This window comes from Actinobacillus vicugnae (assembly GCF_901687125.1).
In the GTDB taxonomy this organism is placed as follows: Bacteria; Pseudomonadota; Gammaproteobacteria; order Enterobacterales; family Pasteurellaceae; genus Actinobacillus; species Actinobacillus vicugnae.
On sequence record NZ_CABFJY010000046.1, the window covers coordinates 52,236 to 72,151 of the forward strand.

Consider the following 19,916-nt stretch of genomic DNA (forward strand, 5'->3'; position numbering starts at 1 on the left):
TAAGATCTCAACATTTGTCCTTACTCAATATTCCTAATTTCTTGTTCAATATGTTGCCCAGCTTTATTAAAAATGAGAGCTAACAAACCTGCGGCAAAGAACAATACATAGCCTAGGGGATATTTACTGCCTAAAAATAGCCCTGATAAGCACAATACAAAGCCAATAATCGTGAATATGACGAGCTTTTGGCTTTGTTTTTGCAAAAGAGCTTTACGGCGTTGTTCTTTCTCCAACCGTTCTTGGTTATCAAAATACGCCTTAATGCCAAAAGTGCATTTCCCGTTATTGCAATATTCATTAAAACGATAGCTTTCTCCACCGCATTGAGGACAGGTTACAACGTGGGGACACGTCTTATCGATTTCCTTTTCGACTTGATGAAAGTGAGCTTCGTTGATGTTATTAAATTGCCCGATTTTATTGATGTGGAATGCCATTTAGTCTCCTTCTTTAAACGTGATACCACCTTCTAAATGTTGAATATTGTTTTGTTGTTTTACTTCGCCGATATGCATTTCGGTATGAGAGCTTGATTGTTTTTTAGTTGTATTTTCACTGCTCTGTAACAGTTTATTTACTGCAGACAATGCTTGTGCTGTTTGTTCAATAGCAGCTTTACCTTGTTCGTTACTTTGTCGGTAATCATCTAAAAGAGATATTTCATTTTCAGTAAGTGGAACTGAACGAGTACCAGAAAATAAGTATCCTATATCTACACCAATCTCAGTTAATGAGAACAAAACTTCACTTCCTGCTAAAGCTACACCACGTTCATATTTTCCCCACATTTCACGAGAAACCCTGCATTTATTGGCAATATCCGCTTGTGTTAAACCTAAACGATTTCGTTCATTTTTTAATCGAACAGCAAAAAGAGAACTATTATTCACAATTTATCCTTGACTTTGAGAACTTTAGTTCTCATAATGCTTTTAAAAGATTGGTTAAAAATTTAATCAATTATAACACAACGAGGAGAAGCAACAATGCAAGAAAAAGTTAAAACGCCAACTGAAGTAAAGGCGGAATTTAGAGCGAAAGGAGAAACTTTTGCTCACTGGGCAAAAGCCAATGGTTATGACCCAACCCATGTTTCAAGAGTGCTAAATGGCACGATTAAAGCAAGCTATGGCAAAAGCCATGAAATTGCCTTGAAACTTGGCTTAAAAGCGGCGGCTTAACGCACTTTGCTCTTTAACAATTTAACAGATCTGAAAAGCGATGCTTTTGTAAAAACATGGCGGAATTTAACCGCTTGTATAAATTGATAGGAGAAATCCCATGAAAAGATTGTTAATTAAGCTGGCAACGGGCTTTTTAAATCGTTGTGGCTATGTGGTGGAGCCAAAGGCAAAGCCAATAGAGAATGTGCCTGCGTTTATTCGACAAATGCGAGGGCTATAAGATGAACCGTGAGAAATTAAACACTACGCAACGGGCATTGCGGATTTTGAAAGCCTTAAAAGGCAGAAGCCTGACCGGGCTGACGAATAAAGAGTTATGTGAAGCGATTGGTGAAACGCCCGTAAATGTCACCCGTGCATTAGCATTACTGGAAACAGAAGGCTTTGTACAAAAGCTGGATACCGGGGCGTATGCGTTAAGCGTGCAGTGTTTGCAGATTGCAGTGACCTATTACCGTGAAATGCAGAAACAACGCGAACATATTGATTTGATTGACCAGCGTGTACAAGCAGGTAGTTGGTAAGGAGTGAATAATGAGCAACGAACATATTTTTAGTGAAGAAGCCGTAGCGGAAATGCAAAAAGTGCAAAATGCGACCGCACTTTCGGCAAAGGCGATGACGCAGGATTTGGCGGAAGCGTATGAAGTAATGGGAACGTTAAAAGCATTTAATTTTGTGCAAAAACTTCTGACGGTCGGAAGTTTGAAGAAATTGCAGGAAATCAAAGAAAACAAGAAATACAAAGGTTTGAGCGTAGTCACAGAAGACGGAAATCTTCTGACGGTCGGAAATTTTGCAGAGTTTTGCAAAGCCTGTGGGTTAAGTGATAAGAAAGTTTATGAAGACTTGCAAAATCTAAATACTTTTGGCGATGAGTTCCTAGAAACCAGCCAACGCCTAGGCTTAGGCTACCGTGAAAGTGGAAATCCCGAAAGCCAAAAACGCCCGAGCTAAAGGGCAAGTGGAAAAAGGCAACGATATTGTAGAGCGACAATTTGAGAGCGGCTTGCGGTTTATGAATGTATCAGGGCTTGATGAGTTAAATCAACTTGCCCATCAATGGATGCGATATTTTAACGGCAAAATGGTGCATTCACGCCACGGTCGGACACGCTATCAAATGTGGCAATTTATTCGCCCCGAGCAATTGATTATGCCTCCGAGCCGAGAAATTTGCCAAGAACTGATGATTACCGCACTTTCCGAGCGTGTAGTTAGCGACAAATTGGAAATTAGCTTTGAAAGCCGCCGTTACGATGTACGTGATGTGCCTGATGCAAAAGTGGGCGAGAAAATCACAGTGGGTAAGAATCCGTATCGCCCTGAATGTGTGCAGGTTCAATGTTTTGAGCGTGTTGTTGATGAAGACGGTTCGGAAAACCTGAAACCTTATTGGGTGGTAGTTGAGCCAGTTGAAGTCAATGAATATGGCTTCCGTGTGGACGCTGCGATGATTGGTGAAGAATATAAGGCTCATAAGAAAACCGAGTTTGAAACCCATAAAGAGCAAGCTGAACAGCTGGCTTACGGTGTAACCAATGAAGATGATTTGAAACGTGCGAAAAAGGTAAATAAACCGTTATTTAACGGCGAAATTAACCCTTACAAGCATATTGAAGAAACGAATTTGAACTGGTTTGTACCGAAAAAAGGACAAGATCATGAACTTACTACCAACGCGAGACGTGTGGAACAGAAACCTGTGAATTTGGTGGAATGTGCAAAACAGTTGAAAGAACGATTCCCTGAATGGAACGGTAAGCATTATAAAAACTTGGCAAAACATTTTTCCGAGGGCGTGCCGATAACTACGCTGGAAGATTGGTTGCAGGGCAATAAATTACCTGAAGTTTTAAACCCTGAAACGAAGATTTTACAGCTGAATGCCGCCTAATTTTGATAAATGGAGGTTCTATGTGTTAAAGCTAAAACAGGTGCTGATTGACAAGGGCGTGAGCCTGCGACAGTTGGCACAACAGATGAACGTTTCACCTGCGACGGTTTCACAGTTGATTAACCATAATCAGCGGGTGAAACAGTGGGTGGAATTTGAGAAGAATTTGGGCAGTGCGTTGCAAAGTTTGGGGATTATTGAACCGCTTGCAAGCCTGCTTGAAATGGAAGGCACTGGGGAAAGTTTGGCGACCGAGCCAGTGCCTTCCGCCCCTAAAACCACAGATGAAATTAAGGACGAGATTATGTTACTCGCAAAACAGGCTTTATTTCCAGCCACAAAGAAACATTTTGGGCTATTTCGTGATCCGTTTGCTGAAGATGTACGCAGTGCGGACGATGTTTTCAGCTCTGCCGACGTGCGTTATGTACGTGAAGCATTATTTCAAACCGCTAAACACGGTGGCTTTATGGCGGTCGTCGGTGAAAGTGGTGCTGGCAAATCCACGCTCCGCCGTGATTTGATTGATCGCATCAACCAAGAAAACGCTCCGATTACGGTGATTGAGCCGTATATCATTGCAATGGAAGACAACGACGTGAAAGGCAAAACATTGAAAGCTGCCCATATCGCCGAAGCGATTATTTCTACTCTTTCACCGCTTGAAAGCGTGAAACGTTCGCCCGAAGCACGCTTCCGCCAGTTGCACAAAGTGCTAAAAGAAAGCGTGAAAAGCGGTTACAGCAATGTGTTAATCATCGAAGAAGCACACGCTTTACCGATTCCAACGTTGAAACATTTGAAACGCTTTTTTGAGCTGGAAGATGGCTTTAAAAAACTGCTTTCTATTGTGTTGATTGGTCAGCCTGAGTTGAAAATCAAACTTTCTGAACGTAATACCGAAGTGCGTGAAGTGGTACAACGTTGTGAAATTGTCGAACTTGCACCGCTTGATGCCGAGCTTGAGCGTTATGTGGAACATAAGCTGGAGCGAGTGGGCAAAAAGCTGAGCGATATTTTTGAAGAAGATGCGTTCTTAGCAGTTCGACAACGTTTAACTGCGGTAGGACGAAACAAAACGAGCCAAAGTTTGCTTTATCCGTTAGCTGTAGGAAATTTACTAACTGCAGCAATGAATTTAGCGGAAAGTTTAGGTATTCCAAAAGTAGACGGACAGGTGGTGATGAATGTGTAACAAAGTATTAAAAACGATTTCTCGTCGAGATAAAAATCAATTTTTGGCGTGTTGCCATGAGTTTGCAGAGCTAATCAAAGATTCGCCTGAGGCTATTGCTGCTGCCTTAGCGCAAGGCATTCAGCAATTTGAATTTATTGAAGATAAAGAGGGGAAATTGAATATTCGAGCTGAACTTTATGATAAAGATGCAGATTTTTATCCCAATGCTAGTGAAATGAAGGAGACAGAAAATGGCTAAGAAAGCAGTGCGAATTAAGGCGGATGTTCACGAATTGAACCTGCAAACGGCTGATGATGTAGCGTTGGCGATTAAGGAAATCGGTGATTTGGAACGTGAACGGGTACGACTTTCTACCCTGCAAGCAGATGAGAAAGCGGCGATTGATGAAAAATATACGGAAAAATTGACCGCACTTAAAGACAAAGTGAAACCGTTGCAAAAGGCGGTACAGGCTTATTGTGAAAGCCGTCGTGATGAATTGACCAATGGAGGTAAACAGAAAACAGCATATTTTCCTACGGGTGAAGTGCAATGGCGAGTAAAACCACCGGCAGTTGTAGCAAAAGGGATTGAAGGTATTTTGGATAGTTTACGCAAGCTAGGGTTGTTCCGCTTTATCCGTACTAAAGAAGAACTTGACAAAGAAGCAATGTTAAAAGAGCCTGAGATTGCTCGTTCAATTTCGGGGATCTCTATTCGGGAAGGTGTGGAAGAGTTTGTAATTAAACCGAATGATGAGGAGGTGCGAAAATGATACCTGCCGCCAAAACTGAACGTCAGTTTATGTATAAAGAAAAAGCGGAAGCTGCAGCACGCTGTGAGCAGTTAGGTAATTATCAACAAGCCTATAATTTGTGGTGTGAAGCAATGAAATTAGCGACAACTGAAAAACAAAAGCAATGGTGTAGCACTAGAGCAAATTATTGTCATACTTGGCAAGGCAAGCGGGAGCGTGTGAGATGATTGATTCATTAGAACAATTAAAAATGCAATTACAGCAGGCAGTTCGTCAGCTTGAGCAAGCAGAAAAAGCTATTGATGAAAATGAGCTACCTTTAGCACAATGCTATGTATTTACTGCCAAGAACCTGATTATGAAATTAGGCTTGAAAATGACTTAATAAAAAACCGCCTTCGGGCGGTTTTGTTGTATTTGGAGAATAAAAATGAAAGTGAAATGTAGTGCCTGTGGTGCGGTACATTCGTTAGATGCGTTAGTGGCAAATCAGGCAGCAAGCGATGCACTTAATGCAGCGTTAATGGTAAATGGTGAACTTGGCAAGGCGTTGATTGGCTATTTAGGGTTATTTCGCCCGGCTAAAAAATCTCTGACCTTTGAGCGTGTAGCAACGATCTTACATGAGCTTACACCAATGATTACTGCTGGCAAAATTCAACGTGATGGGCGTGATTTTCCTGCGCCCGTAGAGAGTTGGATTTATGCCATTAATCAGATGTTGGCAAGTCGGCAGACGTTGAAGTTGCCGATGAAATCCCACGGTTATTTGTTGGAGATTATTGCAAGTTTCAAACCTGCCAATACTACGGTAGTTTTGCATAATTCTGAGCAAAATCGACCGCTTGTGAGTTCAAAAACAGTGAATGCAGTGAATAAGGTGGCAGAATGGATCAACAATGGTTGAAAGCAACATTGGGTAAAGGAGTTGCAATGTTGCTGATATTACGTTTAAAAAACTCTCCTCCCGAAGATTCAATTAGTGCAACTTTAGAAACGTGGTTACGTGTGCTTACTTATAAAAAGCACTATGAGCAAGAACTCGACCAATGGCGATTTGAAGAGGCATTTATGTATTTAGCACAAACTTGTGATTGGTTTCCTAATCCCAAACAGTTACTTGATGCAATGCCTAAACGCAAGATTAAAGAACTACCGCCACCACCGCCAAAAACAGTGGAACAGGAAGAAGCTGAAAGGCTAAAGGCATTGAGAAATTTACAGAAAATTAAAGCGATGTTAAGGGGATGTTATGCGAAATAAACTGTTGCAGTTAGTGCATATTGGAAAAACACAGTTGGGAATGGATGATGAAACTTATCGGAGCCTACTTTCTCAACAATTCTACCAAAATTCTGCAAAAAATATAAGCTATTCAGATCTGATTAAATTAGTAAAATTATTGCAGACAAAAGGGGCTAAAATTCAGCTGCCGAGAAGTAAATCATCTCTCTCGCCTATTCAACGTAAGCTGTGGGCAGTATGGAAACAGATGCACGCTGATAGCGTGATTGATGATGGATCTTCTCATGGACTGAATAGCTTTGTGAAGCGGTCATTAAATGGTGATGTGCAGTGGAATGAGCTGACAAATTCACAAGCCACTTTGATTTTAGAAAATTTGAAACAATGGCAAAAACGAGTAGGTAAATAAATGCGTATCGCCAAATTTGGCAAAAATATACTTTAAATTGTTGTCAAGTTTGGCGAAACATACAACTAGATTAAAGAAATAATAACTATATAAATTAGGAGAAATGTGATGATTACGCAAATGGAAATAGCACGACATGAGCTTTTGCGCGACATTGAAGATAACGTGAACACACTATGCAAAAATTACAACCTTGATACAGAAATTTGCGAACAAATTTCAACAGGTGTTGCTGACTTCTTAGCTGAACATTATGCTGGTCAAGTCATTTCTTTTCCTAAAGATTTTTATTATAAAATTGCTCAACGAGATTTAGATATTTATAATGATTTTACAGGTAATAACTGGTTCTTTTTAGTTAAAAAGTATGGCATGACTGAATCGGGTATTCGTAAAGTCATTAATCGTGTTCGAAAACGTATAGTGAAACATCAGCAACCAGATTTGTTTTGTGAATAAAAAAACAGCTTCACTATTCTAAAATGAAGCTGTTTTACTAAGTTTACTTTCTAATTTCCTTTTTCATATTTTGTAATAGCCTTTCATTTTTCTTGTCCCACTACTACACGTTGCTACCCACCAAGTCCCATTTATCTCAATTAGATTCTATTATTTATATTACTTAGTTTTATTCGTTTGTCGGAACGCAAGTTCTACCAAAAAATCACCGATATTTACGCCACATCTATCGACTACGATCGCAACGCCACCACCAAACGCTTTTTCGCCACCGTGCAAAACAAACTGCACTGGGCAATTCACGGACAAACCGCCGCGGAAGTGGTTTACCACCGAGCCAATGCGGAAAAAGAAAATATGGGCTTAACCAGTTGGAAAGATGCCCCACACGGAAAAATTCAGCAATTTGATGTGATCGTCGCCAAAAATTACTTAACTGAGCAAGAAATGGCACAATTACAACGTTTGGTTTCCGCCTATTTAGACATCGCCGAAGATATGGCAACCCGCCAAATCCCAATGACAATGGCAGACTGGGAAACCCGCCTCAACCGCTTTTTAGAATTCACCGACCGTGAAGTGCTGCAAGACGCAGGCAAAATCACCGCCGAAATCGCCAAAGCCCACGCATTAAGTGAGTTTGAGAAATATCGGGTGGTACAGGATAAGGTGTTTGAGAGTGATTTTGATCGGTTTTTGGGTGAGTAAAAATCCATCTGCTAATTAATAAAGATAACGCTTAAGGATATACTGATGACAAAATATAATTTTATTTCTAAAGAAGAACTTTGTGAAAAATGTAATACTCTCTTTCCTGATAATTTTAAAGAAAATCAGAGCTATGAGATCGCATCTATATTTAAACAAGAAATGGATAATACAAGTAATTTAGAAATAAAGAACACGTTTAATCTTTTACAAAAAATTTTTTCCTGCTGTTTAGATATTGAAAGCAGAGATTTTTTCAAACCTATATTTAGTAACGGAACACAACGTTCATTTGTTCCTGATGATTTGAACCAAAATAAATTAGACTATTTATCTGATATTGTTAACATCATTAACCAACCATTCTTAAAATCAAGAATTTCAGATATATTGTGGTGCTATAAAAAGCCTAAGAATATTCAGCATGCTCGCATAGCAATAGAAAGTTATATGAATAATGATTTTAATAAATTTTCTGTTGACAACTACATTTATTGGCATAGAGCTACTATATTAGCCATATCTACCAATCAAAAAGATCTCTTAGATAAGATTAAAGAAAAATTATTATCGGAAATAAATAGTCCGACTAGTGACTGGCACTTTCATAAACTAAAAATAGCAGAAATTTTTTTAAAAACAGGATTGGACAAAAATTCTTTTGAAAAACTGGCTGACGCAATGCAACAGGAAGGAAAAAAATTTAATGCTAAATCTGAAGACTTTCATGAGGTTGACTCTTATTTGAAACTGGCAATAGAATTATTCAGCAAGTCAGGAAACAGAGATAAAGAAATAGAATGTATTCATTTATTGGCAAAATCTACCGAAGAACATGGGGATTTTAGAGCGAACGATAGTAAACTAGCAGCTAATTGTTTCTATAAGAAATCCTTACAAATTTACCGTAAAATACCTAGCAAGTATCGACAAAAATATAATACAGAACAGCATCTAGCAAATATTGAAAGTAAAATTACTCAATCAGGAACTTTAATGCTTGATGAAATGGAAAGCTTTACTATAGATAAAGATATTTCAGAATTGCAAAACAATAGCATAAATCATGTAAAAGATAAAAAAACATTATGTGAATCACTATGTTATTTTTCAGGTGTCTCTTCTATAGATAGCAAGGCAATTTTACAAGATGCCCAAAAGCATATAGAGCAATCTGTTTTAATGCATATCGCTCCACATACAGCAATTTCACAAGATGGAAGAACAATAGAAAGAATATCACCCTTAGAGTCTGATAGAAGCAATTATGATGAAGTCCTTTTCAAAACAGCAATTCAACATTTTGGTATTAGAATGAATCTTGCTGTTAGTGGTTGTATTTTGCCTGCATTAGAACAAATTCAAAATGAATATATTGTTTCAAAAGAATTTTTGATTTGGTTATGTCACCTCTCGCCTATTGTCCCTCCAAAGAGACAAATTTTAGTTGCAACTGCTTTATATTATGGTTTTGAACGAGATTTTGCGACATCAATTCATTTGCTAGCACCACAAGTTGAGAATATGGTTAGACAGTTATTCAAAGATGAAGGAATAACAACTACTCATACAGATGAAAACGGCATAGAAAATGAAGTTGGCTTATCTTCATTAATTGATAAAGCAGAAGCTAAGGAAATTCTAGGCAAAGATATATGGTTTCAGTTGCAAGCCGTATTTACTAATCCATTGAGTAGTAATTTAAGAAATATGGTTGGGCACGGCTTACTAGATGATGGAACAAGTAATTCACCATTTAACGTATATGCATGGTGGTTGATTTTAAGAATTATTATTCGATCTATCTTAAAATAAGTTATTTATCTCTTAATTACACAAAAACGGTCGCCCCCAACAACGCAAGTTTGCAACTTATTCCTATATCACATTGATTTCTAAGCACAAGTTACAAACTTTCGCCATCTTATGTTAGTAAAATTTTACCAAAACCAACCGCACTTTACTCACCCTGAGGAAACCTCACCCCAGATAACTGCTCACAACGTGCCAACAATTCTTCTTGAAAATCCACATTATAAGCATCAGGGTTGGTGCCACTTTCCCGCATTCGGTTAAACGATTTGCCGCTAACCAATACGGCTTTATCGTCCGAGCCCGCCAACCAGATTTGCGTTGCCGCGCCCTCTTCCACGCTGCCGGGCGCGTAGGCGCCGCCCATTTTGGTACGAACCCAACCGGGATCAACGGTATTTGATAACACGTTTTGCCATTTTCTCGCCACCGCAAAGGCAAGCATTGAGTCGAATAATTTGCTTTCCGAGTAGGCTTGGTTACCGTTATAACGGCGTTTTTCCCATAATAAATCCGCCAATGCCTGTTTGCCCGATACCCCTTGTTGCATACCTGAGGTGATGTAAATCAGTCTGTCGGGGCGTTGGGTAAGGGCGGTGAGCATATAAGGAGCGAGGACGTTTACCATAAAGGTGCGAGGCAAGCCTTGTGGGGTGCGGACAAGCTCGTCTTCCAATATACCCGCATTGTGAATAACGCTGTCGAACTTGCCTAAGGCATTGATTTGTTCTGCCATTTTCGCCACTTGTTCGATGTCGGCAAAATCGCCGAATACCGAACAGATAGCATTCGGTACGGCTTTTAAGGCTTCTTCCGCACGTTTCGGGTTACGACCGTGTACCACTACGCTATGCCCTTGTTTTGCTAAGGTTTGAGCCGCTTCCAAGCCTAAACCTGATGCCGAACCCGTAATTAAAATACGTTTTTTACCCGTTTGATTTGCCATTGCCATTTTGCCTACTCCTAAACTGATTGCCACTGCCCCTGCTAATTGCAGAAACTGACGGCGTGAGATAATGGATTTCATTGAAATTCTCCTTGATGAATGCGTTGTTGCTGTGCTTTGCCAAGCCATAAGCGTAGCCCCAAGCCACACTGCACAAAGCGGCACAGCAAGTACGGCAATATTGCCTAAACTTAAGTCTAACGCCAATAAACCTGCATAGCCCCAACTGCCGATTTGATCCCCCGAGCGGTAGACCACGGTGTCGATAAAACTTTTCAATGTACACCATTTGAATTTATTGTATGCCACTTAACCAGCGAAATATATTTGTTTATTTTTATATCAGTATTCGTTTGAGTTATAGTAAAAAAATAGGCTATGATGTGCCAATGATAAGTAATAACCGAGATCCGCAATGAATTTTCTTGCCCACAGTATGATTTCCTTTGAGCTGAGAAAGATAACCTCGAACCGACCTTCACCTACGGCACATACCTTATTTGGCAATTTTGCGGGGGATTTTTATAAAGGACGTGTTGAAAACTTAGCCGTCGCACGCCCTATTCAAGATGGTGTAATGTTACATCGACTCATCGACAGCACCACTGATAGACGGGAGAATTTCTTGAATCCATTGCTTGCCAAGGAATTCGGGCTATTTAAAGGCATTGTATCGGATATTGTGATTGATCATTTTATCGCTAAAAATTTTAGCCGTTTGTTCAGCCAAGCGCTTAAATCTGTTGAAAGCGACATTTTCGCAACAGTCGGACAATATCAAGCGATCTTTCCGCAAGGATTTCCGTCATTATTTAATTGCTTGGCACAAAACAACGCGTTATCCAATTATGCGGAATTAGATTTTTTAGCCGAGCGTGTGTTTTCAGGAATGGCACGGCGAATCAAACGCGGCGAAGTGTTGCTTTCGGCAGTTGATGTGTTACAAAATCACTATGCAGAACTTGAGGTATTGGCAATACGGGAATTTAGCTACACCCAAGAAGAAAGTATCCGTAAATATTTAGCGTTAAATCCCATCAGCTAAGCAGTTGCGGATAGCGAAAACATCTCAAAATTTGACCGCACTTTTGATCAATACAACCCTATTTTATCCCAGAAATCGCATTGGTGCTGTTTGGCATATTGCCCCTCGCTGATTTCAGCGGTTGGCTGTTTCAGCACGAGATAATTGCCTTTGGCTGGATCGAATTTCTGCCATTTGGTTTGCTCGGCATTGGCTAAGTTTGCCTATAAGCCAATCATTTTGCTGGATAATTTATCTTGCAACGGATTGAGGTTTGTCAGAGAGGTAGGGAATAAAATGTGTGTTTTGTAAAAATTAAGGAAAAACAGCGAGTTAAAAAACAAGCGGTCGTAAATTTTTTATTTTTTACAACCGCTTGTTATTTAGGAAAAATTAGAAACGGTAACCTACATTTGCAGTAAATTCATTACCTTTTAATTTTTCACCGCTTTTCTTCAAGTTACTACGTGTATATTCTGCGCCTACTTCAATATTGCTTGATACCGCATATTTCGCTCCTGCGCCAAAGCCATAGCCACGGAAATTAGTATCACCAACTTTGCTTTGTGCTACATCTACTTTTACATATGGAAGTAAATCTGAGCCTACACGATAACCTTGTTGGTATGCTACTGTATATTTAGTTTTTTGTTTTACATCGCTAAATACTTTGGTGCTACCTGTTTTTACTTTACCTTGCACTACCCCAACCAAGTTATTGCCATAGTCCATACCATAATCAACCACAATTGCAGGGCCTGTAGACTGTTTACCTTTAACACCATCTACTTCGTATTTTACAGTTGTTAAATCTACACTCACACCCACACCAGTAAATGTGTTACCAACTGGCGCAGCAAATGCTGATGCTGAAAATAAACCTGCTAATGCTAATACTGTTAACTTTTTCATAGAATATACCTTTTTTGTTGTATCAGGATCTTTATTATATGCAAAAAGATCTCAGAAAGATAGGCGCTAGAAAATCCTTACTCTAATTCACCGCAGAAGCGATAACCTTCACCATGAATCGTTACTATGATCTCTGGCGTGTTTGGATGATCTTCGAAATGTTTACGAATACGACGGATTGTTACATCCACCGTGCGATCATGCGGTTTTAATTCACGCCCTGTCATCTTAAGCAATAGATCTTCACGAGTTTGAATTTTGCCAGGGTTTTCACAGAAATGTAACAATGCTCGGAATTCACTACGAGGTAGCTTATTCACCACGCCTTCTGGAGTAATTAAACTACGGCTATTAACATCAAGCTCCCAACCATTAAAACGATAGCTTTCAACTGAAACATTTCCCTTCGTTGGTTTCTCTTTTTCGCTCATTGTACGGTGTAATAGATTACGAGCACGAATCGTTAATTCACGAGGATTGAATGGCTTGGTGATATAGTCATCCGCCCCGATTTCTAAACCAAGGATTTTATCGACTTCGTTATCACGCCCCGTTAAAAACATTAATGCGACTTTGGTATTTTCACGTAATTCACGCGCCAACATTAAGCCATTTTTCCCTGGTAGATTAATATCCATAATCACGAGATTAATCGTTTTTTCCGCGAGAATTGCGTTCATTTCAACGCCATCTATTGCTTCAAAAACCTCATAACCTTCTGCTTCAAAAATACTTTTTAGCGTGTTACGAGTCACGAGTTCATCTTCAACAATCAAGATTTGTGGATTTTGCATTGTATAAGCCTTCTAAGTAATTTTAAAAATCTGTTATTGCAATGTGTTGCATTATTGTTGCAAAGTTGTGCTAATTCTAGCGCTGTTCTAACTTACTAAAAAGAGTTAATTCCAATTTTGTTATATTGAGTCAAATTTTTCAGCATAATCAGTTAGAACTCGCTAACAACCGCACAATAAATAAACATTAACGATTATCTCGATCGTCTCTCCCAACGATTAAATAATTGCCATCAATATCCGCTAAACTTCTAAAACCGATATTAAAAATGTCACATGCTTTATTATAGTTAATTGATTTATAGTCAAAATTATCGTGGTGGTGGCCATGGAATATTTTGCTCACCCCCATTTTTTTAGCTAGTTGGTTAATTACAGCAAAACCTTGTGGATGTGGTCGAGGTGCTTCATGTGAAATCAAAATATCTGCACGTTGCTTTTCTAACACTTCAATATCAGAAGGAAAAATAGAAGTACGATGCCTTAACGGCAAACCACCTCGCCAAATACGTTCTTGCGGGCAATATTGACAATAATGAATCGGATCAAAAAACATTGGGCGATTTGGTGGCATCCAAATATGTCCACGGAAAACCCCGCCTAATCCAGCGATTTTCACCCCTTGAATATCTACCACTTTGCCATGAATATTGCGATGTCTCCATTCACTATTCCAGATTGAATCAAATGCCGCCACCGTTTTACTATCATGATTGCCATGAATAAACCAAATATCGCAATACTGCGAAAGTTTATCTAACTCTTCGGGCGTAGTTAGCTGTAAATCGCCTAAAATAACCAATGCAATCTGTTCCCTTTGATGAGCCTGCAAAATGGGATAAAGATGTTGGTAACTTCCATGAGGATCGCCCGCAAAAAGTATCATGAGTTATCTTCCGTGTCTTGCTGATTATATTGTTTAAACTGTAAAGGAATCGGCTCATCTTTTAAGATTGCTTCAACCACTTCTTTAGTCTGATTATAACGATCTAAATAGCTTGGGGATTCAATCTCAATATAAGGTATGTGATGCTTTTCCAGTAATTTTTTTAGTAATTGTTGGAAACGCTGGCGCTGTTTTACCGAGCCGAGGCTACGTAAGCCATCGTCTACCCATTTGGTGTTGTTCGATAATAAAATCGTTACATCAAACGGATATTCTTTGATCATTGAATCTAAGAATGGATGAGCTTTACCTTCATACTGAATACAAAACGCTTGAGTAGTAATGTAGTCTGTATCAATAAATGCCACTTTATGAGCGTGCTTCATTGCATAATCTACATAACGCTGATGCCCTAATGCCATTTGTGGATAATCTGAATACTGCATCGCTTGCTCATCACCGCCAAGCTGTTCAAACACAAATTCACGGCCATATTCCCAAGCAGAAGTGGTATTAAATACATTCGCTAACTTGCTAACCAATACCGATTTACCACTACTTTCTCCACCTAAGATCGCAATAGTTTTCACAAAGAACGGACGCACTTCTTTCGGGATAAAGCGCCAATATTGGAATGGATTATTACGAATACGTGTAGCAGAAACATCAAATAATTCACGTTTGGGATCGACTAAATGAACTTCCAAATTCAGATACTGTTCATAAGGCTCTTTATCTTGAACTTCACTACTAAATACCACACTTGGATTAATGCTCTTTTCACTAAATAATTCTTTCACACGGTTCGCCCAACCAGCCCAACCATTTGGATAGCTTGGAATACCGTCTTCTTTTAAATGATGAATAAAAATTTGTTTTTTCTGATATTTAAAGATCTGTTGCATCCAACGAAGCCTATCTTCATTGGTTGGCATACGTTTCATTTTGCTGTCTCTAAACAGCTGTAAATCACGTTCAGTATCAGTACAAACCACTACATGTAAAACATCCACTTTACTGAATGCTTCATAAATCATATTAATATGCCCTGTATGTACAGGGTAAAATTTACCAAAAATAACCCCAATCCGCAGATTCATATCTTCAACGATATTTAATACTTTGTGTAGCGATTTTAATTTATTCGCACTTGGATTTTTGATCTTGCCGCTAACTAGTTGATTAAAATAAGCTCGTGTTACACCTGCCTGCTCACAAACATCATTCACTTTCATTTTGAGTTGTTTGCGTTTTTGCCGGAGATAAGCGAAATCCGTCATAATTCTTTCCTCAATATAAGTTAGCCTATAATAAAACAAAATGTAGCATTTGAGTATTTATTTATGCACAGGTTCCGCTGTATATGCGGTATTTTTGCAAATTTTTTGGCTAATTTAACCGCTTTTTTATAGAAAAAACGCCTCAAATACGCTTCACAAAAGCAACTAAAAAATAGACTTTTACCAGCCCACTAGAAGAAAATCCGCGAAATAGCCTCCCTTACCTTTCCATTTTTGCCTGATAAACGTTATAATCACAGCAATTTTCTATTTAAATTTTGGCAAAATTCTTAATGCAATTAATTCGAGGCTTTCATAACTTAGAGAGGGTTCACGCTCTACAAAAAGGCTGTGTGCTGACTATTGGGAACTTTGACGGTGTTCATCTTGGACACCAAAATATTTTGGCGCGTTTATGTGATAAATCGCTGGAATTAGGTTTGCCTTCAGTGGTCATGCTGTTTGAACCACAACCTCGTGAATTTTTTGCAAAAAAATCAGAAAATTTGACCGCTTCTCACGTCCCCGCCCGCCTCATGCGCTTGCGAGACAAACTCAAATATTTACAAGAAGCAGGCGTGGATTTTGTGCTTTGCGTGCGCTTTAGCAATAAATTTGCTGCGCTTTCTGCTGATACCTTTATTCGCGAATTACTAGTCAAACGCTTACAAGTACGCTACCTCAGTATTGGAGATGATTTTCGTTTTGGAGCCAAACGAGCGGGTAATTTTGAAATGTTGCATAATGCGGGGTTAAAATACCGTTTTGCCGTAGAAGAAAGCCACACACATAGCTTTGACAGCGAACGCATTAGCAGTTCGCTGATTCGCCAAGCGCTACAAAAAAATGAACTTTCATTAGCCTGTAAACTGTTAGGTAAACCTTATTCAATTGCTGGACGTGTAGCACACGGCAACAAGCTCGGTAGAACCATTGGTTTCCCAACTGCTAACATTATGTTGAATCGCTTAGTGATCCCACTACAAGGGGTTTTTGCTGTACAAATTCAAACCAAAACAGGGAAATATAATGGCATTGCTAATGTGGGTAACCGCCCCACTATCAACGGAACCAAACCTTTACTTGAAGTGCATATCTTTGAATTTAACCATTCAATTTATGGCGAAGCGATAGAAGTTTTCTTTATGCACAAAATTCGAGATGAAGTGAAATTCCCAAGTTTTGAAGCGCTGAAAACACAAATCGCAAAAGACAGAGAACAAGCGGTCGAATTTTTTAAGGAATTTGCAAGTTGATGTAAGCAATATGCTACCAAGCATTGTTGAAAAAGACGTGATTATTCGAATTGGCAGAAAATTATCAAGCTGTACTAAATCAATTAAGAAATGATCGTGCAATTGAAATAAAAGCGCTTCCATTCCAATTCAGTGACTTTACTAAATTTTAATAAACGGAAAACAAAATGACAGACTACAAAAACACTTTAAACCTGCCTGAAACAGGCTTTCCTATGCGTGGGGATCTCGCAAAACGTGAACCTGATATGCTCAAAAATTGGTATGACAAAAACTTATACCAAAAAGTACGTGAAAGCTCGAAAGGGAAAAAATCTTTTATTCTACACGATGGTCCTCCGTATGCGAACGGTAATATTCACATTGGTCACGCAGTTAATAAAATTTTAAAAGATATTATTATGAAATCGAAAACTGCTTTAGGTTTCGATACACCGTATGTACCAGGTTGGGACTGTCACGGTTTGCCAATTGAATTAAAAGTAGAAGGTATTGTTGGTAAACCAAATGAGAAAGTATCAGCGGCAGAATTCCGCCAAGCTTGTCGTAATTATGCTTCAGAGCAAGTTGAAGGGCAAAAAGCCGACTTTATCCGTATGGGTATTTTAGGTGATTGGGAAAATCCATATTTAACCATGAACTTCAATACCGAAGCACATATTATCCGCACTTTAGGTAAAGTGATTGCAAACGGTCATTTATATAAAGGCTCTAAACCCGTTCACTGGTGTTTAGACTGTGGCTCATCATTAGCAGAAGCAGAAGTAGAATACGAAGACAAAGTGTCTCCGTCTATTTACGTACGTTTTAAAGCGGTTGATAGTACTACTGTTGAAGCTGCATTTAATGCTCAAGGCAAAGGAAACGGTCAAATTTCAGCAGTAATTTGGACAACAACACCTTGGACATTGCCTTCAAATAAAGCGATCTCAATTAATCCTGAATTTGACTACCAACTGGTTCAGTTCGGTGACGAGCGTGTCATTTTAGCTAAAGATTTAGTAGAAAGTGTACAAAAAGCGGCTGCGGTAGAATCTATTACTGTATTGGGTGAAGTAAAGGGCGAAGTATTAGAATTAATGCAATTCCGACATCCATTCTATGATTATAGCGTGCCATTAATCCTAGGCGATCACGTGACAACAGATGGCGGTACAGGTTTAGTTCATACTGCGCCAGATCATGGTCAAGACGACTTTGTAGTATCGAAAAAATATAACATCGAAATGGCAGGCTTAGTTGCCAATGACGGTAAGTTTATATCAAGCACGCCATTCTTTGCGGGCTTAGGTGTGTTTGATTCAAACGAAAAAGTATTAGAAAAATTAAAAGAAACAGGTACGCTATTAAAATTAGAGCGTATTAAGCACAGCTACCCGCACTGCTGGCGCCATAAAACTCCAATTATTTTCCGTGCAACTCCACAATGGTTTATCGGCATGGAAACTCAAGGCTTACGTAAACAAGCCTTAGGTGAGATCAAATCAGTACGTTGGATCCCAAGCTGGGGTGAAGCACGTATTGATACCATGGTAGCAAACCGCCCAGACTGGTGTATCTCACGCCAACGAACTTGGGGCGTACCAATGACCATGTTTGTACACAATGAAACCGAAGAGCTACATCCGCGTACATTAGAGATCTTAGAAACTGTTGCAAAACGCGTAGAAGAAAAAGGCATTCAAGCGTGGTGGGATCTCGATCCTGCAGAAGTGTTAGGTGAAGATGCGAAAAACTACCATAAAGTACCAGATACCTTAGACGTATGGTTCGATTCAGGATCAACTTACGCATCAGTGGTAGAAGCTCGCCCAGAATTTAACGGTAAAAGTGCAGATATGTACCTTGAAGGCTCAGACCAACACCGTGGTTGGTTTATGTCATCATTAATGTTATCCACTGCAACCAACGGTAAAGCACCATATAAACAAGTGCTTACTCACGGTTTCGTGGTAGATGAAAAAGGTCGTAAAATGTCAAAATCTTTAGGCAACGTAATCGTGCCTTCAGAAGTTTGGAACAAAAATGGTGCCGATATTTTACGTTTATGGGTTGCTTCAACTGACTACACAGGTGAAATCGCTGTTTCACACAATATCTTAAATAGTGCGGGTGAATCTTATCGCCGTATCCGTAATACGGCACGCTTCTTATTAGCTAACTTAAACGGTTTTGCTCCAAAACGTGATCTCGTGAAACCAGAAGAGATGATCGCATTAGACCGCTGGGCAGTTAGCTGTGCATTAGAAGCGCAAAATGATATTAAAGAAGCATACGACAACTATCAATTCCATGCGGTAGTACAACGTTTAATGCGATTCTGCTCAATCGAAATGGGGTCATTCTATTTAGATATTATTAAAGACCGCCAATACACCACCAAAGCAGATAGTCTTGCTCGCCGTAGCTGTCAAACAGCTTTATGGCATATTGCTGAAGCACTCGTGCGTTGGATAGCACCGATTTTATCATTCACAGCAGATGAAATTTGGGGCTATTTACCACAAGTAGAAGGACGTGCAGAGTTTGTCTTTACTGAAGAATTCTATGAAGGCTTATTCGGCTTAACCGAAGCGGATAAATTAGATGATACATACTGGCAACAAGTATTAAAAGTACGTGCTGAATCAAACCGTGTATTAGAGCAAGCTCGTAAAGACAAAGTAATCGGTTCAGGCTTAGAAGCGAAAATAACCCTTTACGCCAATGATGAAATTCGTGCTATGTTAGAACAACTTGGCAATGAACTTCGTTTTGTACTGATCACATCACAAGCCATTATCAAACCGCTTAGCGAAGCAGATGTTGCAGAAGGTGAAGTAGCTGGCTTAGCGGTGAAAGTTGAACGTGCCGAAGGGGAAAAATGTCCTCGCTGTTGGCACTTCGCCACTGATATTGGCGCACATGCAGAACATAGTTCAATATGTGGTCGCTGTGTAGAAAACGTAGCAGGAAACGGCGAACAACGTTCATTTGCATAAGCAACAAGCGGTCGAATTTTGTAAAAATTCAGCATTATGTAGCTGTTACACAAGCATTTTTGTGTATTGGCTACATAATTTCGAAAAAAATGGCAAAAGTTGACCGCTTGCTAAATTAAAAATAGTAAGACACAACAGCTTGGTCTGTACTTTGAAACAATAAAACAACTTCGCTTTAGTTGTTT

24 protein-coding genes and 2 pseudogenes are annotated in these 19,916 nt (G+C 39.3%); 19 read left to right on the top strand and 7 right to left on the bottom strand.

Translation table 11 applies throughout. The annotated features are described in order from the left end of the window. Window positions 1–20 precede the first annotated feature (20 nt). Window positions 21–440 carry a hypothetical protein gene (locus F8M47_RS09335; protein WP_150539821.1) on the bottom strand — a complete coding sequence of 140 codons (420 nt, stop codon included), beginning with the start codon at window positions 438–440 and terminating at the stop codon, window positions 21–23. Continuing rightward, entirely contained in the window at window positions 441–893 is a 453-nt protein-coding gene (locus tag F8M47_RS09340) for a helix-turn-helix domain-containing protein (RefSeq protein WP_018652959.1), read from the bottom strand. A 96-nt stretch (window positions 894–989) separates the two neighbouring features. On the opposite strand from F8M47_RS09340, the gene F8M47_RS09345 reads away from it, so the two are divergent. From F8M47_RS09345 to F8M47_RS09410, 16 genes and pseudogenes are all read left to right on the top strand, one after another. Next, a complete protein-coding gene (locus F8M47_RS09345; protein WP_005597478.1) occupies window positions 990–1,184 on the top strand; it encodes a DNA-binding protein in 195 nt (64 codons plus the stop codon). Between the two features lie 100 nt (window positions 1,185–1,284). Beyond that, complete coding sequence (locus F8M47_RS12370) at window positions 1,285–1,407, top strand: hypothetical protein (RefSeq protein WP_280177530.1); 123 nt, start codon at window positions 1,285–1,287, stop codon at window positions 1,405–1,407. Between the two features lies 1 nt (window position 1,408). Then, a complete protein-coding gene (locus F8M47_RS09350; RefSeq protein ID WP_150539822.1) occupies window positions 1,409–1,711 on the top strand; it encodes a helix-turn-helix domain-containing protein in 303 nt (100 codons plus the stop codon). 10 nt (window positions 1,712–1,721) lie between these two features. After that, window positions 1,722–2,144: a hypothetical protein gene (locus F8M47_RS09355; RefSeq protein WP_244298112.1), complete on the top strand. Its 423-nt coding sequence runs from the start codon at window positions 1,722–1,724 to the stop codon at window positions 2,142–2,144. Then, window positions 2,104–3,084: pseudogene (locus tag F8M47_RS09360) on the top strand (transposase); the annotation flags it as partial. The gene F8M47_RS09355 and the pseudogene F8M47_RS09360, both read left to right, overlap by 41 nt. Before the next feature lie 22 nt (window positions 3,085–3,106). Further along, window positions 3,107–4,279 (top strand): AAA family ATPase, encoded by a 1,173-nt coding sequence (locus tag F8M47_RS09365; protein WP_018652965.1) that lies wholly within the window; start codon window positions 3,107–3,109, stop codon window positions 4,277–4,279. Continuing rightward, window positions 4,272–4,520 carry a hypothetical protein gene (locus tag F8M47_RS09370; protein ID WP_150539823.1) on the top strand — a complete coding sequence of 83 codons (249 nt, stop codon included), beginning with the start codon at window positions 4,272–4,274 and terminating at the stop codon, window positions 4,518–4,520. Before F8M47_RS09365 ends, F8M47_RS09370 begins: the two co-directional genes overlap by 8 nt. After that, window positions 4,513–5,037, top strand: a complete 525-nt coding sequence (locus tag F8M47_RS09375) for a host-nuclease inhibitor Gam family protein (protein ID WP_018652967.1) — start codon at window positions 4,513–4,515, stop codon at window positions 5,035–5,037. Before F8M47_RS09370 ends, F8M47_RS09375 begins: the two co-directional genes overlap by 8 nt. Continuing rightward, the gene (locus F8M47_RS09380; RefSeq protein ID WP_150539824.1) at window positions 5,034–5,246 is read left to right on the top strand and encodes an ANR family transcriptional regulator; all 213 of its coding nucleotides are present in this window, start codon (window positions 5,034–5,036) and stop codon (window positions 5,244–5,246) included. The genes F8M47_RS09375 and F8M47_RS09380 overlap by 4 nt, the downstream gene beginning before the upstream one ends. Further along, window positions 5,243–5,404: a hypothetical protein gene (locus tag F8M47_RS12105; RefSeq protein WP_010945357.1), complete on the top strand. Its 162-nt coding sequence runs from the start codon at window positions 5,243–5,245 to the stop codon at window positions 5,402–5,404. Before F8M47_RS09380 ends, F8M47_RS12105 begins: the two co-directional genes overlap by 4 nt. A 45-nt stretch (window positions 5,405–5,449) precedes the next feature. Next, entirely contained in the window at window positions 5,450–5,926 is a 477-nt protein-coding gene (locus tag F8M47_RS09385) for a hypothetical protein (RefSeq protein WP_010945355.1), read from the top strand. Then, window positions 5,908–6,282 carry a hypothetical protein gene (locus F8M47_RS09390; protein WP_005601425.1) on the top strand — a complete coding sequence of 125 codons (375 nt, stop codon included), beginning with the start codon at window positions 5,908–5,910 and terminating at the stop codon, window positions 6,280–6,282. Before F8M47_RS09385 ends, F8M47_RS09390 begins: the two co-directional genes overlap by 19 nt. Then, window positions 6,272–6,673 carry a regulatory protein GemA gene (locus F8M47_RS09395; protein WP_150539825.1) on the top strand — a complete coding sequence of 134 codons (402 nt, stop codon included), beginning with the start codon at window positions 6,272–6,274 and terminating at the stop codon, window positions 6,671–6,673. Before F8M47_RS09390 ends, F8M47_RS09395 begins: the two co-directional genes overlap by 11 nt. Before the next feature lie 108 nt (window positions 6,674–6,781). Beyond that, window positions 6,782–7,132 (top strand): Mor transcription activator family protein, encoded by a 351-nt coding sequence (locus F8M47_RS09400; RefSeq protein ID WP_150539826.1) that lies wholly within the window; start codon window positions 6,782–6,784, stop codon window positions 7,130–7,132. Window positions 7,133–7,303: 171 nt separating this feature from the next. Beyond that, window positions 7,304–7,840: pseudogene (rhuM, locus tag F8M47_RS09405) on the top strand (RhuM family protein); the annotation flags it as partial. Between the two features lie 45 nt (window positions 7,841–7,885). Continuing rightward, window positions 7,886–9,655, top strand: coding sequence for a DUF4209 domain-containing protein (locus F8M47_RS09410; RefSeq protein ID WP_150539827.1), 1,770 nt, complete (start codon window positions 7,886–7,888; stop codon window positions 9,653–9,655). A gap of 145 nt (window positions 9,656–9,800) precedes the next feature. On the opposite strand, the gene F8M47_RS09415 is transcribed toward F8M47_RS09410, so the two are convergent. Then, window positions 9,801–10,877: an SDR family NAD(P)-dependent oxidoreductase gene (locus F8M47_RS09415; protein ID WP_150539828.1), complete on the bottom strand. Its 1,077-nt coding sequence runs from the start codon at window positions 10,875–10,877 to the stop codon at window positions 9,801–9,803. A gap of 136 nt (window positions 10,878–11,013) precedes the next feature. Between F8M47_RS09415 and F8M47_RS09420 the strand changes: the two genes are divergently transcribed. Further along, the gene (locus tag F8M47_RS09420; protein ID WP_208790046.1) at window positions 11,014–11,643 is read left to right on the top strand and encodes an ACP phosphodiesterase; all 630 of its coding nucleotides are present in this window, start codon (window positions 11,014–11,016) and stop codon (window positions 11,641–11,643) included. 372 nt (window positions 11,644–12,015) lie between these two features. Here F8M47_RS09420 and F8M47_RS09425 read toward each other — a convergent pair whose 3' ends face one another. The 4 genes from F8M47_RS09425 to nadR all read right to left on the bottom strand — a co-directional run bounded on the left by F8M47_RS09425 (window position 12,016) and on the right by nadR (window position 15,494). Continuing rightward, a complete protein-coding gene (locus tag F8M47_RS09425) occupies window positions 12,016–12,534 on the bottom strand; it encodes a porin family protein (protein WP_150539829.1) in 519 nt (172 codons plus the stop codon). Window positions 12,535–12,611: 77 nt separating this feature from the next. Then, entirely contained in the window at window positions 12,612–13,328 is a 717-nt protein-coding gene (gene arcA, locus F8M47_RS09430) for a two-component system response regulator ArcA (protein ID WP_150539830.1), read from the bottom strand. A 187-nt stretch (window positions 13,329–13,515) separates the two neighbouring features. Next, entirely contained in the window at window positions 13,516–14,214 is a 699-nt protein-coding gene (locus F8M47_RS09435; RefSeq protein WP_150539831.1) for a metallophosphoesterase family protein, read from the bottom strand. Further along, window positions 14,211–15,494, bottom strand: a complete 1,284-nt coding sequence (nadR, locus tag F8M47_RS09440) for a multifunctional transcriptional regulator/nicotinamide-nucleotide adenylyltransferase/ribosylnicotinamide kinase NadR (protein WP_150539832.1) — start codon at window positions 15,492–15,494, stop codon at window positions 14,211–14,213. Before nadR ends, F8M47_RS09435 begins: the two co-directional genes overlap by 4 nt. Window positions 15,495–15,787: 293 nt before the next feature. Here nadR and ribF point away from each other — a divergent pair, with 293 nt between their 5' ends. Then, window positions 15,788–16,750, top strand: coding sequence for a bifunctional riboflavin kinase/FAD synthetase (ribF, locus tag F8M47_RS09445; protein ID WP_150539833.1), 963 nt, complete (start codon window positions 15,788–15,790; stop codon window positions 16,748–16,750). Between the two features lie 167 nt (window positions 16,751–16,917). Next, complete coding sequence (gene ileS / locus F8M47_RS09450; RefSeq protein WP_150539834.1) at window positions 16,918–19,731, top strand: isoleucine--tRNA ligase; 2,814 nt, start codon at window positions 16,918–16,920, stop codon at window positions 19,729–19,731. The last annotated feature ends 185 nt before the right edge of the window (window positions 19,732–19,916 follow it).